At 66.1% G+C, this 13,259-nt stretch carries 10 protein-coding genes; 3 read left to right on the top strand and 7 right to left on the bottom strand.

Annotation, left to right across the window (positions count from 1 at the left end):
* Positions 1–51: 51 nt before the first annotated feature.
* From UCD39_RS26550 to UCD39_RS26540, 3 genes are all read left to right on the top strand, one after another.
* Complete coding sequence (locus tag UCD39_RS26550) at positions 52–1,221, top strand: ROK family transcriptional regulator (protein ID WP_330498623.1); 1,170 nt, start codon at positions 52–54, stop codon at positions 1,219–1,221.
* Between the two features lie 107 nt (positions 1,222–1,328).
* Positions 1,329–3,980, top strand: a complete 2,652-nt coding sequence (locus tag UCD39_RS26545) for a TonB-dependent receptor (protein WP_330498622.1) — start codon at positions 1,329–1,331, stop codon at positions 3,978–3,980.
* Positions 3,981–4,013: 33 nt separating this feature from the next.
* Complete coding sequence (locus tag UCD39_RS26540) at positions 4,014–4,811, top strand: DUF1868 domain-containing protein (protein WP_330498621.1); 798 nt, start codon at positions 4,014–4,016, stop codon at positions 4,809–4,811.
* A gap of 33 nt (positions 4,812–4,844) precedes the next feature.
* Here UCD39_RS26540 and UCD39_RS26535 read toward each other — a convergent pair whose 3' ends face one another.
* From UCD39_RS26535 to tssE, 7 genes are all read right to left on the bottom strand, one after another.
* Positions 4,845–5,294, bottom strand: a complete 450-nt coding sequence (locus UCD39_RS26535) for a hypothetical protein (protein WP_330498620.1) — start codon at positions 5,292–5,294, stop codon at positions 4,845–4,847.
* Positions 5,291–6,262 (bottom strand): hypothetical protein, encoded by a 972-nt coding sequence (locus UCD39_RS26530; protein WP_330498619.1) that lies wholly within the window; start codon positions 6,260–6,262, stop codon positions 5,291–5,293. Before UCD39_RS26530 ends, UCD39_RS26535 begins: the two co-directional genes overlap by 4 nt.
* 96 nt (positions 6,263–6,358) lie before the next feature.
* Positions 6,359–6,835 carry an Hcp family type VI secretion system effector gene (locus tag UCD39_RS26525; protein ID WP_145733436.1) on the bottom strand — a complete coding sequence of 159 codons (477 nt, stop codon included), beginning with the start codon at positions 6,833–6,835 and terminating at the stop codon, positions 6,359–6,361.
* Positions 6,836–6,982: 147 nt separating this feature from the next.
* A complete protein-coding gene (gene tssH / locus UCD39_RS26520; protein ID WP_330498618.1) occupies positions 6,983–9,658 on the bottom strand; it encodes a type VI secretion system ATPase TssH in 2,676 nt (891 codons plus the stop codon).
* A gap of 215 nt (positions 9,659–9,873) precedes the next feature.
* The gene (gene tssG / locus UCD39_RS26515) at positions 9,874–10,944 is read right to left on the bottom strand and encodes a type VI secretion system baseplate subunit TssG (RefSeq protein ID WP_330498617.1); all 1,071 of its coding nucleotides are present in this window, start codon (positions 10,942–10,944) and stop codon (positions 9,874–9,876) included.
* Positions 10,941–12,773 carry a type VI secretion system baseplate subunit TssF gene (gene tssF / locus UCD39_RS26510; RefSeq protein ID WP_330498616.1) on the bottom strand — a complete coding sequence of 611 codons (1,833 nt, stop codon included), beginning with the start codon at positions 12,771–12,773 and terminating at the stop codon, positions 10,941–10,943. The genes tssG and tssF overlap by 4 nt, the downstream gene beginning before the upstream one ends.
* A complete protein-coding gene (gene tssE / locus UCD39_RS26505; protein ID WP_330498615.1) occupies positions 12,766–13,257 on the bottom strand; it encodes a type VI secretion system baseplate subunit TssE in 492 nt (163 codons plus the stop codon). The genes tssF and tssE overlap by 8 nt, the downstream gene beginning before the upstream one ends.
* Positions 13,258–13,259 lie beyond the last annotated feature (2 nt).

The following is a 13,259-nucleotide window of genomic DNA, read 5'->3' as shown; positions in this document are numbered from 1 at the left end:
GTCATCCTGAGATAAGAGCGCGAGGTTACCCCCGCGTGAATGAGCACTCTCATGGATATCGTGTCGACGCCGGCCGCCGCCGGACGGGGCGCCCCCGCAACCAGCGTCCCGGAGGGCTTCTGTTCCGCCAACGAGCGGCGCCTGCTGCGGCTTATCCGCGAAAAGGGGCCCATCTCCCGCGCCGACTTGGCCCGGGAAACCGGTCTGACCTTGCAATCCATCGTGCGGCTGGTCGCGGCCCTGATGGAGCGCGACCTGGTGGTGGGCGGTCCCAAGGTGCCGTCGGGCCCGGGACAGCCCAGCCTGCCCATCGAGATCGCCCGCGACGCCGCCTTTTCCGTCGGCGTTTCGATTATGGACGACGCCTTGTCCGCCGTGGTGATCGACCTGTCGGGCCGCGTCAGGGCCACGCATGAGGAATTGTTCGACACCACCGACCGTGGCCGCGTCACCCGCCATCTGGGCAGCATATTGAAAGATCTGTCTGGCGCCGGCGGCTTCGACCGCTCCCGGCTGGTGGGCGTGGGCGTGGCCATCCCCGGCTTTTTCGTTGATAGCCGGGGAGCGGTGAACGCGCCCCTGGTCATGAACGACTGGGCGCTGACCGACCTTGAGGCCCATCTGGGCGCGGCTCTGGAACTGCCGGTGTGGATTGAAAATGACGGCAGCGCCGCGGCGGCAGGCGAAAGCGTCTATGGCGCCGGCCAGCACCACCGCAGCTTCGCCTACATCCACATCGCCTCCGGCCTGGGTGGCGGCATCGTGCTGGACGGCAAGCCCTGGCGAGGGCGCAACGGCAACGCCGGTGAATTCACCGGAACCTTGCCGCCGTCGACCCGGCCGGACCGCCCCACCCTGCGCCTGTTGCTGGATCTGGTGAATGCCCAGCCGGGAATGGGCCGCCCCTTCCCCTCCGTCGGCGCCCTGGTCCGGGCCTTCAACCCGGAATGGCCGGCCGTGGAGACGTGGCTCGCCCGCACCGGGGAGGGCGTATCCGCCATCCTCTCCGCCGCCGCCGCCGTCCTGGATCCCGACGCCATCGTCATCGGCGGTCGCATCCCGCCCGCCTTGACCCTGCGCCTGATCGAGCGGGCGCACTTCTATTCCGTGCCGGTGCGGGACCAGGACCGGCGCTTTCCCACCCTGGTGGCCTCCCGCACCGGGGGTGACGGCGCGGCGCTGGGGGCCGCCACCCTGCCCTTCCTGCATCACTTCTTTTGAAGCCGGCCGCGCCGGAAGCCGTGTCATGGAAATATCATAAATTGACAGATAAATAGTAACTCACGGTGAGTTATTTATTCCTTCGAGCCATCGGGGGAGCCACCATCATGACCACGCACCGCTTTTCGACCGCCTGCCGTCTTGCCTTGCTGACCGGCTGCGCCCTGGTGGCGCTGCGCCCAGCGCCTGCGCTGGCCCAGACGGCCGGCGGGGATGATGACTTGCAGGAGATCACCATCACCGGGCAGCGCACATCCAACCTGCGCGCCACGGCGGTCAAACGCGACGCGGTGCAGGTGCTGGACGCGGTCTCGGCGGATGAGACGGGAACCCTGCCCGATTTCAACGTGGCCGACGCCCTGAAGCGCGTGGCCGGCGTCAACGTCCTGATTTATCAGGGCGAGCCGCGCTTCGTGACCATCCGGGGATTCGACGCCAACTATGACACCGTGACCATCGACGGCTTCACCTTCGCCACCCCGGACAGCGGCGGCCGGCAGGTCTACATGGAAACCCTGCCGTCCAACCTGGCGCAGCGGATGGAGGTGTACAAGTCCGGTTCCCCCGACCTGGACGGGCATGCCGTGGGCGGTGTGGTCAACCTGGTCACGCCCAGCGCCTTCGACTTTCCCGACGGTACCACGGTGGTTTCGGCCAAGGGCGGCTACAACCTGCAGCGCGACGATGCCGGCGGGCGCACCCCGGCGGGCGAGGGGCAGGTGCGCTCCTCCTGGCAATTCGGCCGGGATGACCAGTTCGGCCTGCTGGTGTCGGCCAGCTATTGGGAACGGGATATCTTCGTCCCGCAGGAGGAGACGGCCGCAGCCACCAACTGGTATCAGGCCAACGGCAAGCCGGCGGCGACCGCCTATGGCGGCAATGGCATCGCCGTGCCGGCCGGCCGCCTCTGGTACAACTACCAGGATGACCGCCGGCGCCTGGGCACCAGCGCCCGCCTGGACTGGAAGCCCAGCCCCCAGCTGAGCGCCCACCTGTCGTCCTTCTATTACTATCAGCATGAGACGGCGGTGCGGAACGACCTGAACGCCGCCGTCAACGCCGGCGCCACGGACGCCGGCCAGACGGAAACCAGCGGCACCTTGTCATCGGTCAACCAGTACGCCCAGAGGGCCAACCTCAACTTCACGCGCAAGCTTTGGGGCGTGAACAGCGGCGCCAGTTACACCTTCGCCGGCGACCTGGTCGCCGATCTGGGCGGCAGCTGGTCCCGCGCCTTGCTGGACAACCCACAGATCTTCGACCGCTTCACGCAGAGCAATTTGGCCTTCACCTACGACACCAGCGGCGACGCGCCGCTGTTTACGGCCGTGGACAGCGGCAAGGCCCACAATTGGGCGCTCTATAATCAGAACTACCGCCAATTCCAGGACTATCAGCTGGGTGAGAACGTCTTCGACGTCCAGGCCAGCCTATCCCGCCATGTCGGGCCGGAAGACCGGGGCCTGGGCTTCAAGGTCGGCGCCAAATGGGTGGGCACACGGCAGACCAACAGCCTGACGCAGACCACCTACAACGCCGGTGGTTATACCCTGGCCGACGCCTTCGCCGGCCGATACACCTGCGGCTATACCTGCAACGATGGCGGCATCCCGCTGATCAGCCAGACCCTGGTGGACCAGGCCTTCTGGCGCAGCTACGCCAAAGTGGCCGCCGCCTATGCCGGCTCCGCCGCGCAGACCAGCGACACCGCCTCGGCCCTGGGCGGCGATTACCGGGTGAGCGAGGATATCTACGCCGGCTATGGGCTGCTGGCCTATACCGCCGACTGGGGACGGCTGCAGGCCGGCGCCCGGGTGGAGGGCACGCGCTTCACCTCCGACGGCTATGTGAAAACCAACGGCGTCATTGGCCCGGCGACGTCGAACAAGAGCTACACCACCCCCCTGCCCTCGGTCACGGGGATGGTCCACACCGGCGATGACAGCCAGCTGCGCCTGGCCTACAGCCGGACCCTGGGACGCCCCCGCTATTCCGACCAAGCCACCCACGGCGGCTCGCTCTCCACCACCGGCGCCATTTACACCCTGTCGCAAGGCAATCCGAACCTGAAGCCCCGCCTGTCCGACAATATCGATGTCGCGGAGGAATGGTATCTGGACCACGGCCGGGGGCTGGTCTCGCTGGGCGGATACTACAAGACCATCCATAATGAGATCTTCACCTTCACCAAGACGGAAACGCTGCCGGTGAACGGCGTGAACGCCCCGGTAAACGTCTCCGAGGCGCGCAACTCCCCGCATGATGCCATCGTCAAGGGGCTGGAGTTCAATTTCATCCACGACTTCGATTTCCTGCCGGAGCCCCTTTCCGGCTTCGGCATTGCCGCCAATGGCATGATGTCGTGGACCAGCTTCCCCATCATCCTGGGCGACGGCACGGTGGTGGACCGGCATGAACTGCCGCAGCAGGCCAACCGGGTCTTCAACGTCTCGCTCTACTATGAAGGCGAAAAGCTGCATGGCCGCATCGCCTGGAACCATACCGGCAGGATGTGGGACGACCGCTACTCCAACCTCACCGGGGCGGCAGTCTACTACCAGAATCGCGACTACATGCCGGCGGATCGCTTGGACCTGCAGTTGTCCTACGATGTTAGCCGAATGCTGTCGATCAGCGTCACCGTACAGAACCTGACCGGCGAGGACGTGCGGGAAAACGACGGCCGCGACCTGGAACTGGGGCGGCAATATATCGGCTTCGCCCCCACCGTCATGCTGGGCGCGGCCCTGCGCTTCTGACGCCCCTCATCAATTCAGAGAACCAGGCCATCGATGTCCAAGCCCGATACCATCCGCCGCGCCCTGCTGGGCATCCTGGGCACCAGCCTGCTGGCTGCGCCGACGCGGGCGCAACCGGCCGGCGACGGGTCGTCCCGCCCAGCCCGGCCACCCGATGTGGGCCGCAAGTTCTGGCCCGATGGCCGGGTGAAGCCCTTCCTGGGCAACACCATCCTCTGCCATCTGCCGCAGCAGGGGGAAAACGCCGCCGCCTTCAACGCCCTGCTGGACATTTACCGCGAGGCGCCGGCCCACGCCTTCAGCCGCAAGATCACCTTGCTGCCGCCCTCCAGCTATCACATGACCGTCTTCGGCGGCGCCAACGATGTGGAACGAAAGTCCGGGCTGTGGCCCAGCACCATCCCGCTGGACGCCCCCATGGCGGACTGCGACCACTTGCTGGGGGATCGGCTGCGCGCCTTCGCGCTGGACTGCGACCTGCCGCTGCGCATGAGGGTGGACCCGGCGGAGCCCGCCCCCGGCGAGGGCCCGCTGACCCTGCGCCTGCTGCCGGCCGACGCGGCCGAGGATCGCAAGCTGCGCATCCTGCGGGATCGCCTGTCTGCCTGCCTGGGCATCCGCGCGCCCGGCCATGACCGCTATCGCTTCCACATCACCATCGCCTATCAGATCGATTGGCTGACGGCGGCGGAGGAGCAGGACTACCGCGCGGCCCTGCGGCTGTGGAAGACCCGGCTGCGGGACGCCAGCCCCCTGATCCTGCTGGGAGCACCGGAATACTGCACCCTGAAGGACATGTTCGCCTTCCAGCGCCAATTCTTCCTGACGTGAGGGCGTGGCCGGGTGTGCGACGTTGGTGCCGCGCTATTCCTTGCGATAGCGCAGCAGCCAGAGGATAGTCGGAATTTGGCAAATTCCAGTAAAGACCATAAAGATCGTTACGATGACGCGATCACCGTCATCAGGCGGCGGTGAAATTGATCGCTGATTGTAAAATAGAATTAGCGCGACACCTGTACCAATGACCTCAAGCACCAAAATCGATGTTATGAATTTCCGTACAAGCGCCTGCAATGGCGGTGAAATCCGAGGAGAAAATATCAGACGGTACAGGAAGCCAATACACAACGCGAACGCGAAGACATAAGGCGTGACCGTCCCATAGATGTCCAACACATCGCCATGCTTAAGAATGGCTAACGATCCACCCAAGCTCACGGATAAGAATGCCAAACCAGCACCAGCCAAGGCCAAGCTGTATAAGTAGCCAGGCGAAGGCCGTCTGAAGTTGGCCTGGTGATAAACTTCATTCATCTTCTCTGAACCGCAATGCTGTGTAGCTTCAGGCGTTCTGCGACTTGATGAGAAAGGCCAATTCTTATTCCATTTGACGGTTCACTATCTGGGAAAAACTGCTCCCGGGCCATAAGGCCATCAGACCCTAAGCCTGCAAAACGAGGGATAATGTCAAGTGTAATTGCAGCCCGGATCTGCTGAGCACGAAGTTGCGAACGCAAGTGCGCACGCTCCGCCACCTGCACATATCGATCAGCTCGAACCACATTCGCGGTCTGGCCACCAAGTTTTTCTGCAGCGTTTGCCGTGACGACATCAGCCCTCAGCAGTTCTCGTGTCTCTTTTAGCTCTTGAAGCGCCCGATAGCCGCCTACCGCCAAATCAGGGAGGGTCATGACAGTGGCAATGATGCGTAATGTCTCTGTGCGTTCCCTGAGACTCTTTGCTTTATCATCTTGGCCAGCTAACTCAAGGCCATAAATGGCCCCGTCCGCCCCCAGCAGGAATGTGCCGCCCAGGAAAGCAATAAATCCCAACGCCCCTAATCCAGTCGGAATTAAAGCAATGGAAGCCGCAAAACAGATAATATCCAATGTAACGCCCAACGCATCATCTTTATGAGGGATTTTGTTGAACATGCTGGTCATTGCTTGAGCCATTGCCATATTTGCCTGGCCTTGCGCAATGGCGGCCTGACCCTCCGCTTCCATACAGCGATCAATGAAAGCTTTCACCTTATGCCAAAAATCCGTGGGGGGCGGATGTTTAGGAAACGCAGCAGGAATATGGCTCCATTGAAACACAACATTGTCACCGAAGCCGCCACTGTCCCAGGTCGGCGCACGTAATGGGTAGACAGCGCTACCCGTAGCCCAGGTAATCCCCACATCCGGCCCGCACACACGATTGATGTAAGGGATAAGATAGGCAGACGCTTCGTTTGCGTTCTTATAGGGGCCCCAATCGCTATCCAGGGCAATGGTCATAGCGCTTCTCCCATCATCTACCTTGACTGGTGGCAATCCCTTGGACAAGAAGCCGGGAGGACAGCTGATGCCGTCCCCCCGGATACCTTTGATCGATCAAGCCGACTTGGTGGTGGCCAGGTCGTAGGAGGCGATGATCGGGGACTGCGGGTTGTGCTGGCTGTCGTACGGGGTGTACTTCATCTCCACCTTGGTGAAGTTCAGCACGATCTGCTCTTCCGGACGGTCGCTGGACGCCGAGATGTTGTAGGACGAGATCAGGGTGTTGGTCAGGGTGAACTCGATATAGGTGTCACCCGGGTTGCCGGCGGTGACGATGTGGATCTTGGCGGTCACGCCCGTACGGCCGCTGCAGGCCTGGGAGAACAGCTTCACGGAGGAGCTGTCGCTGGTCTTGGTCAGGACGACTTCACGCACCGACGGCTCGGACCCTTCGCGGTTGGCGGTGGCGCCGGCCAGGGTGTTCATGGACCGGGTCACGCCCCACTGCAGGGTCTTGATGTCGGTCCACTGCTGGTGGTTCTGCTGGGTGGCGTCGCCGGAGATGCCGTCGATCTGCAGGTAAATGGGCATTCGTAGTTCTCCTCACTTCGTGGACTTTGGTTGAACGCGGGTTTGCGTCGATGCACCGGACTGGCGGGCGGCCAGCGGCCGGTGCGGTAGGTACGGTGCGCCGGGTGACCCCAAGCGGCTTGGGTCCGGGCGGGGCCTTGACGGCCCTTATTCCGCCGCGGACTCCACCATCGGCCTTTCGGCCAGTGGCACCGTCTGGATGTCGATCCGGAAATCCCCGGCCTCGTCATCCCAATCCACGGTCGCGGCGGCGACGGTGCGCCGGGCGGCCAGGGTTTCCAGAAGGCGCTTGGACAGCGCCGGCATCAGGCTGCGCGACAGCACATGGTCGATGGCGCGGGCGCCGACATCGCTTTCGCCGCAGCGCGCCACCAGCCTCTCCACCACCGCGGGCGACACCGTCAGGGTGGCGCCGTAGGTCTGCTCCACCCGCTGGCGCAGGCGGCCCAGTTGCAGGCCGACGATGTCGCGCAGGCGTTCGACCGTCAGCGGCAGGTAGGGCACCACCGTGACGCGGCCCAGGAAGGCGGCCTTGTAGTGCTTCAACAGTTCAGGGTGCAGCGCCGCCGACAGGCCCGCCAGGTCGGGCAGCGTCTCACGATCCGCCGCCAGGGCGGTCAGCAGATCCGAGCCGGCGTTGGACGCCATCAGGATGGTGGTGTTGCGGAAGTCGATGTCGCGGCCTTCGCCATCGCGCAGCACGCCCTTGTCGAACACCTGGTAGAAGATGTCCTGGACGCCGGGGTGCGCCTTCTCCATCTCATCCAGCAGCAGCACGCCATAGGGCCGGCGGCGCACCGCCTCGGTCAGGATGCCGCCCTCGCCATAGCCGACATAGCCGGGAGGAGATCCCATGAGGAGCGAGACCTTATGCTCCTCCTTGAACTCCGACATGTTGATGACGGTCAGGCTCTGCTCCCCGCCATACATCATGTCGGCGAGCGCCAGGGCGGTCTCGGTCTTGCCCACGCCGCTGGGCCCGGCCAGCAGGAAGATGGCCGGCGGCTTGCGCGGGTCGGCGATGCCGGCGCGCGCGGTGTGCAGCACGTCGGCGATCAGGTGCAGGGCGTCGTCCTGGCCCACCACCCGCTGGCCCAGGCGCCCCTCCAGGCCCAGCACCGTCTCGATCTCGCTGGACAGCATGCGGCCGACGGGAATGCCGGTCCAGCGCGCCACCACCTCGGCCACGGCCTGGGCCGTGACGTCGGGGTGCATCAGCGGCTGCTCCCCCTGATGATCCGTCAGATCCTGGTGCAAGCGGGCATGGCGGCCGCGCAGGGCGGCCACGTCGGTGTCGCTCGCCGGGGCGTCGTCTTGGGCCGACTGGGCGATCTTGGTTTCCAGGGCACCGCGCACGCCGATGATCTCATCGACCAGGCGGCGTTCCTCCGTCCAGCGCTGATGCAGGGCGGCTTGGCGCCGCTGGGCATCGGCCAGCCGCTCATCCAGGGTGGCGATGGCGTCGCCGTGGTCGGCGCCCAGCGCCACCTCCCGCAGCAGGGAAACCTTTTCCGCCTCCAGCCCCTCGGTCTCGCGCGCCACCGCGTCCAGGGCCTCGGGCCGGCCGGCCTGGCTCATGGCCACCATGGCGGCCGCCGTGTCCAGGACGCTGACGCACTTGTCGGGCAACTGCCGGCCGGTGATGTAACGGTGCGACAGATGCACCGCCGCCCGCACGGCCGCGTCCAGGATGCGCACGCCGTGGTGCTTCTCCAGCGTGGGTACCAGGCCGCGCATCATGGCGATGGCGGTGTTCTCATCCGGCTCATCCACCTTGACCGGCTGGAAGCGGCGCACCAGGGCAGCGTCGCGCTCGATATAGCGCTTGTATTCCGCCCAGGTGGTGGCCGCCACCATGCGCAGGGCGCCACGGGCCAGATCCGGCTTCAGCAGGTTGGCGGCGTCGCCCTGCCCCGCCTGGCCACCGGCGCCGATCAGGGTGTGCGCCTCGTCCACGAACAGGATGATGGGCTTGACCGAGCCCTTGACCTCGTCGATCACGCCTTTCAGGCGGTTCTCGAACTCCCCCTTCACACCGGCGCCGGCCTGCAACAGACCCAGGTCCAGCGTGCGGATGCTGACCTCGCGCAGGGCCGCCGGCACCTCGCCCGCGGCGATGCGCAGGGCCAGGCTTTCAACCACGGCGGTCTTGCCCACGCCGGCCTCGCCCACCAGAATGGGGTTGTTCTGCCGGCGGCGGGTCAGAATGTCGATGACCTGCCGCACCTCGGCGTCACGGCCGGTGATGGGGTCGATGCGGCCCTGGGCCGCCTCCGCCGTCAGGTCGATGGTGTAGGCGTCCAGGTTGGGGGTGCGCCCGCCGGGCTTGGCGGACGAGGCCGGGGCGGCGCCGGGAGCGCCGGCCGCCGGCGTCTCCGCCTCGATCAGGGCGTCCAGCGCCGGCGGATCGATGGCCTCCAAGGCCGCCGCCAGATCACCGAAAGCCAAGGCGCCCTTGTCGTCGGCCACCAGGGCCGCCAGCAGATGCAGGGGCGACACCGCCCCCGCCTTGAAGCGCAGGGTAGCCAGGAACCAGGCCTCGCGCATCAGCGACACGACGCGCGGCGAAAAGGCCGGGGCGCGGCTGCTGCCGGTGCGACAGCGGGCCAAGCCCCGGTCCAGCGCACGCTCCAGCGCTTCCGGCGACAGCCCGACCTTGGGCAGCGTCCCGCGCAGGCCCGTGTCCGGCCGGTCGAGCAAGGCATGCAGCCAATGCTCGATTTCGATTTCATAGTGGGTCTTGGCCATGGCGCCACCGGCGGCGGCTTCAAGCGCCCGGCGGGCCGTGGGGTCCAGCCCATCGACCAGTGTCCTTAGATCCATCGAATCCATGTCAAGACCCGCGCTTTTGGTTGACGTATTCCCCTAACCCATCGTCCGACCCAGGCCGGCCGACAGCACAGTGCAAAATAAAACTCGAAAGAAGTTTGGAACTTATCCAATAGTTATAGAGTCTATTTTTTTGGCTGTTAGCGTGCCGTTTACGTAACATTACATTAATATACCGGGCATACTTGCGGTATATACTCAAAGTTAAATTAGTCTATGTCGTCTATGCTTATGATTGCATCGTCTGGATCTTGCAGCATAGGCAATGCGGCCAGCCAGCTGTCATAGCCCAGACGCGGCCCTTCGCCGTTCCGGCCATCCAACTGACAGGGCGGCACCTCTTCGCGATGCAGGACCAACTGCACGTCGAAGCCCAGCTCCGGCCCGGCATAGAGCCGCGCCAACTCCACCAGGCGGGTCAGGCCCGGGCGGCCCGGCAGGTGATCCATGAACTGCCGCCGCGTCAGGGGGCCCAGGACGATGCGGAATTGGCCCTGCACGTCCCACATGCGGGCCCCCGCCACGGCATCCACGCCCAGGCGGTTGTAGGCTGGGGCCTTGCCCCCCAGCCTGAGGCAGGTCTGCTCCTCCGCCGGGATGGCGATCCAGCGGCCGGCGAACTGGCGCACCTTGACCGGCAGGCCGCAGGCGTCGGCCAGCATGCGCTCCAGCGAAACGGCAGCGCGCGGCTGCTGGCTGAACAGGCCGGCGTAATAGACCGGCACACCCTCCGGGACGGACAGGCGGCCGCGCAGGTGGGCGGTGCCGAAGCCGGCGACGCTGAACAGGGTGGCCGTGGCGGCGTCCCCGCCCTCCAGCCCGCGATGTTCGAACAGGGCCGGCAGGCGGTAACGACGCCAGGCACGAAACAGCAGTGTGGCGGTGCGGTCGTTGAACAGATCGAGGAAGGCGGCGAAGCCCGGCGTGCGGTCGCGCAGGCTGCGGATGGCCGTCTCGGTATAGGCCTGTGGCAGGGCGGAAACCGGCCCCGTCAGGGTCATGACGTTCAGGTCCAGCCGGGCGGGCTCCGTCGCCTCACCCTCTTCCCGGCCCTCGGTCGGACCCGGTAGGTGCAGCCGCTGGATCTCATGCGCGGGGAAGCACAGCGACTGATGGGCGGCGAAGCGGATGGGCAGTTCATCCTCCTCCGCCGACGCGCCGAATTGCCGTTCCAACAGCTGGATGGCCCGGAACAGGTCGAACCGGAACGGCTCATGCCGCAGCATGTCCAGCAAGGCGGGCGATCCGGACAGGGGGGGCACGGGCGCCATGGCGTTCATGCCGTCACCTTTGCCCCGATGCGGGCCCCCCAGCGCACCAGCGCCTCCTTCCGCCCCTTGGCCCGCACGGTCAGGCGGGTGAAGGAGTTGATGGACGTGTAGAGCGCGAAGAAGCGCTCCAGCACCGCTGATGGCAGGTAAACCCCCATGGCCCCCGCCCGCTCCGGGTCCATCACCAGGTCGATGTCGACGCCCCGGCACAGGGCTGCGAAATCGGCGTGGGGGGCCCGCGCCGTGGCCCGGCGATAACTGATGGCCGTGACGCTCTCGATGATGGCCCGCGTCTCCGGCGTGTCCTTCAGATCGTAGAGCTTCAGCAGCTCCCGCAGCGCCGCCGCCCCGCCCTGGCCGCCCCCCCTTTGGCCATCCATCAGCGACAGATGATTGAGGTTCAGGTGGGAGATCAGGCGCCAGCGGGCGCCGTTGCCGGTTTGCGGGCGCACCACCGCCGTGGGCGGGGTCAGGCAGGTGACGCCCGCGATGGGGCCGCCTTCGGTCAGATGCAGGCGGGGATGGCCCCCGCCGAACGGCAATTGCGCCGGCAGGTCGCGGTTGAAGCACAGCGTCTCCACGCTCACCGTCCAGTCGGGTGGGGCGTTGGGGTTCAGCCCCAAATCCACCAGCGACAGGTACATCTCGCTGCTGGCGTCGCGCCCGCCCCGGGGCCGGCGCATGGCATGCCAGAAGTGCTGTTGCCGCCCCGGATCGGTGCCGTGGTGATTGCCGTAAAGCGGCAGGAACTCCGCCTTCTCGCCGCGAGGGGAGGAGGCGCGCACCTGCTCGATGGCATAGATCTCGCGGGCCTCCGGCCGGCGGGCGTCGGGCTGCACCAGATACTCGGTGGCGTCATGGCCCAGGATGATGGGCTCCGCCGACTGGCGGAACAGGTTGACCATGGGCGCGCAACCCAGGGCGAACACCTGCGGCCGCACCAGCCGCTCCCCCTCCGTCCACACGCGGTCGAGGTAGAGGTAGACCTCCATATGCTGGCCGACGCCACGCAAGGCGCGGGCGCTGAGGCCCGCCAGGTCCACGAACAGGAACTTCTCCGGAAAGGCGAACAACTCACTCAGCAGGCGATAGCCCAGGAAGGACTGGGCACCGTAGGGCACCATGCCGTCCTTGGGCTCGAACCCGACGGGTGTCAGATACTGCGGCCCCAGTTCCACCGGCGCAGGGTCGTTGACATCCTCCACCACCGCCATGCCGACCACGTTGTTCAGCAACAGCTCATGCAGGGTGTACGCCACCTCCGGCGGGCCGGAGAGGAACAGGCGCAGGCGGTCCACCCCCAGGTCCGTCAGGCCCAGGCCCTGGGCGGTGGAACTGATCTTCAGGCGCAGCACCGACTTGGCCTGGCGGGTGGCCGCCACCAGGGGGGCCGCGGCCGGCAAGGCCGCCAGGCTGGCCGCCGTCACCTCCACCGGCCAGATCTCGGCCGGCATGGTGGTCTGAAAGCGGCAGGGCTCGCCGCGCACGGCCTCGGTCTCCACCTGGGCGCCCCGGGGCACGGTGAAGCTGCCCGTCAGCTCCGGCGCCGCCTTCATCTGCACGATGGCCATGGACGGCAGCGGCGTCACGTAATGGGGGTAGAGCACGCCCAGCAGGGCGTCGGTCAGCTCGGGAAAATCGTCGTCCAGCTTCTGCCGCACGCGGGCGGTCAGGTAGGCGAAGGATTCGATCAGGCGGGCGACATGGGGATCGTCCACCGTGGTGGGACTGATGCGCAGGTTGCCCGCCACCTTGGGGTGTTCCGCCGCGAAGCGGGTCGCCGCCCGCCGAATGGCCGCCAGTTCCTGGTTGTAAAGGGACAGGAAAGTGTCAGGCATGGGGATCCCCCTTGATCAGGAAGGTCTGGCTGACGGGGTCCAGCACGGATTCAAAGACGATGGGCTCCGGCGACGGGTCCAGGCGGATGACCGCCTCCACCCGGAAACGCAGCGTGCGGTCCAGATTGCGGCCGCCGTTCAACAGGGTGACCGCCACGGCCGACAGGCGCGGCTCAAACTCGCGGATGGCGATCTCCAGCGCGCGGCCGAACGCGGCTTGGCGCTCGGGTGCCGCCATGCTCATGGCCGTGAAGTCGGGAATGCCGTACTGCAGGGGGGAGCGCTGCACCTCGGCGATATCCGGGCCCAGCTTTCCCGGCCGCCGCCGGGTGTTCAGCATGGCCTCCAGATCCCGGCGGATGGCGTTCTTCAGCTGCGACAGGGCGGCGTTCCAGCCGGGACTCCGCACCATCGGCCCTTCCACCGGCTGGATCAGCCGGTCGAGAACGGAGGGGACGATGGTGGCGGGCTGGGGGGCGGGCATGG

It is taken from the genome of Nitrospirillum karajorum (genome assembly GCF_036348415.1).
In the GTDB taxonomy this organism is placed as follows: domain Bacteria; phylum Pseudomonadota; class Alphaproteobacteria; order Azospirillales; family Azospirillaceae; genus Nitrospirillum; species Nitrospirillum amazonense_B.
This window is presented reverse-complemented; position numbering and strand designations above follow the sequence as displayed.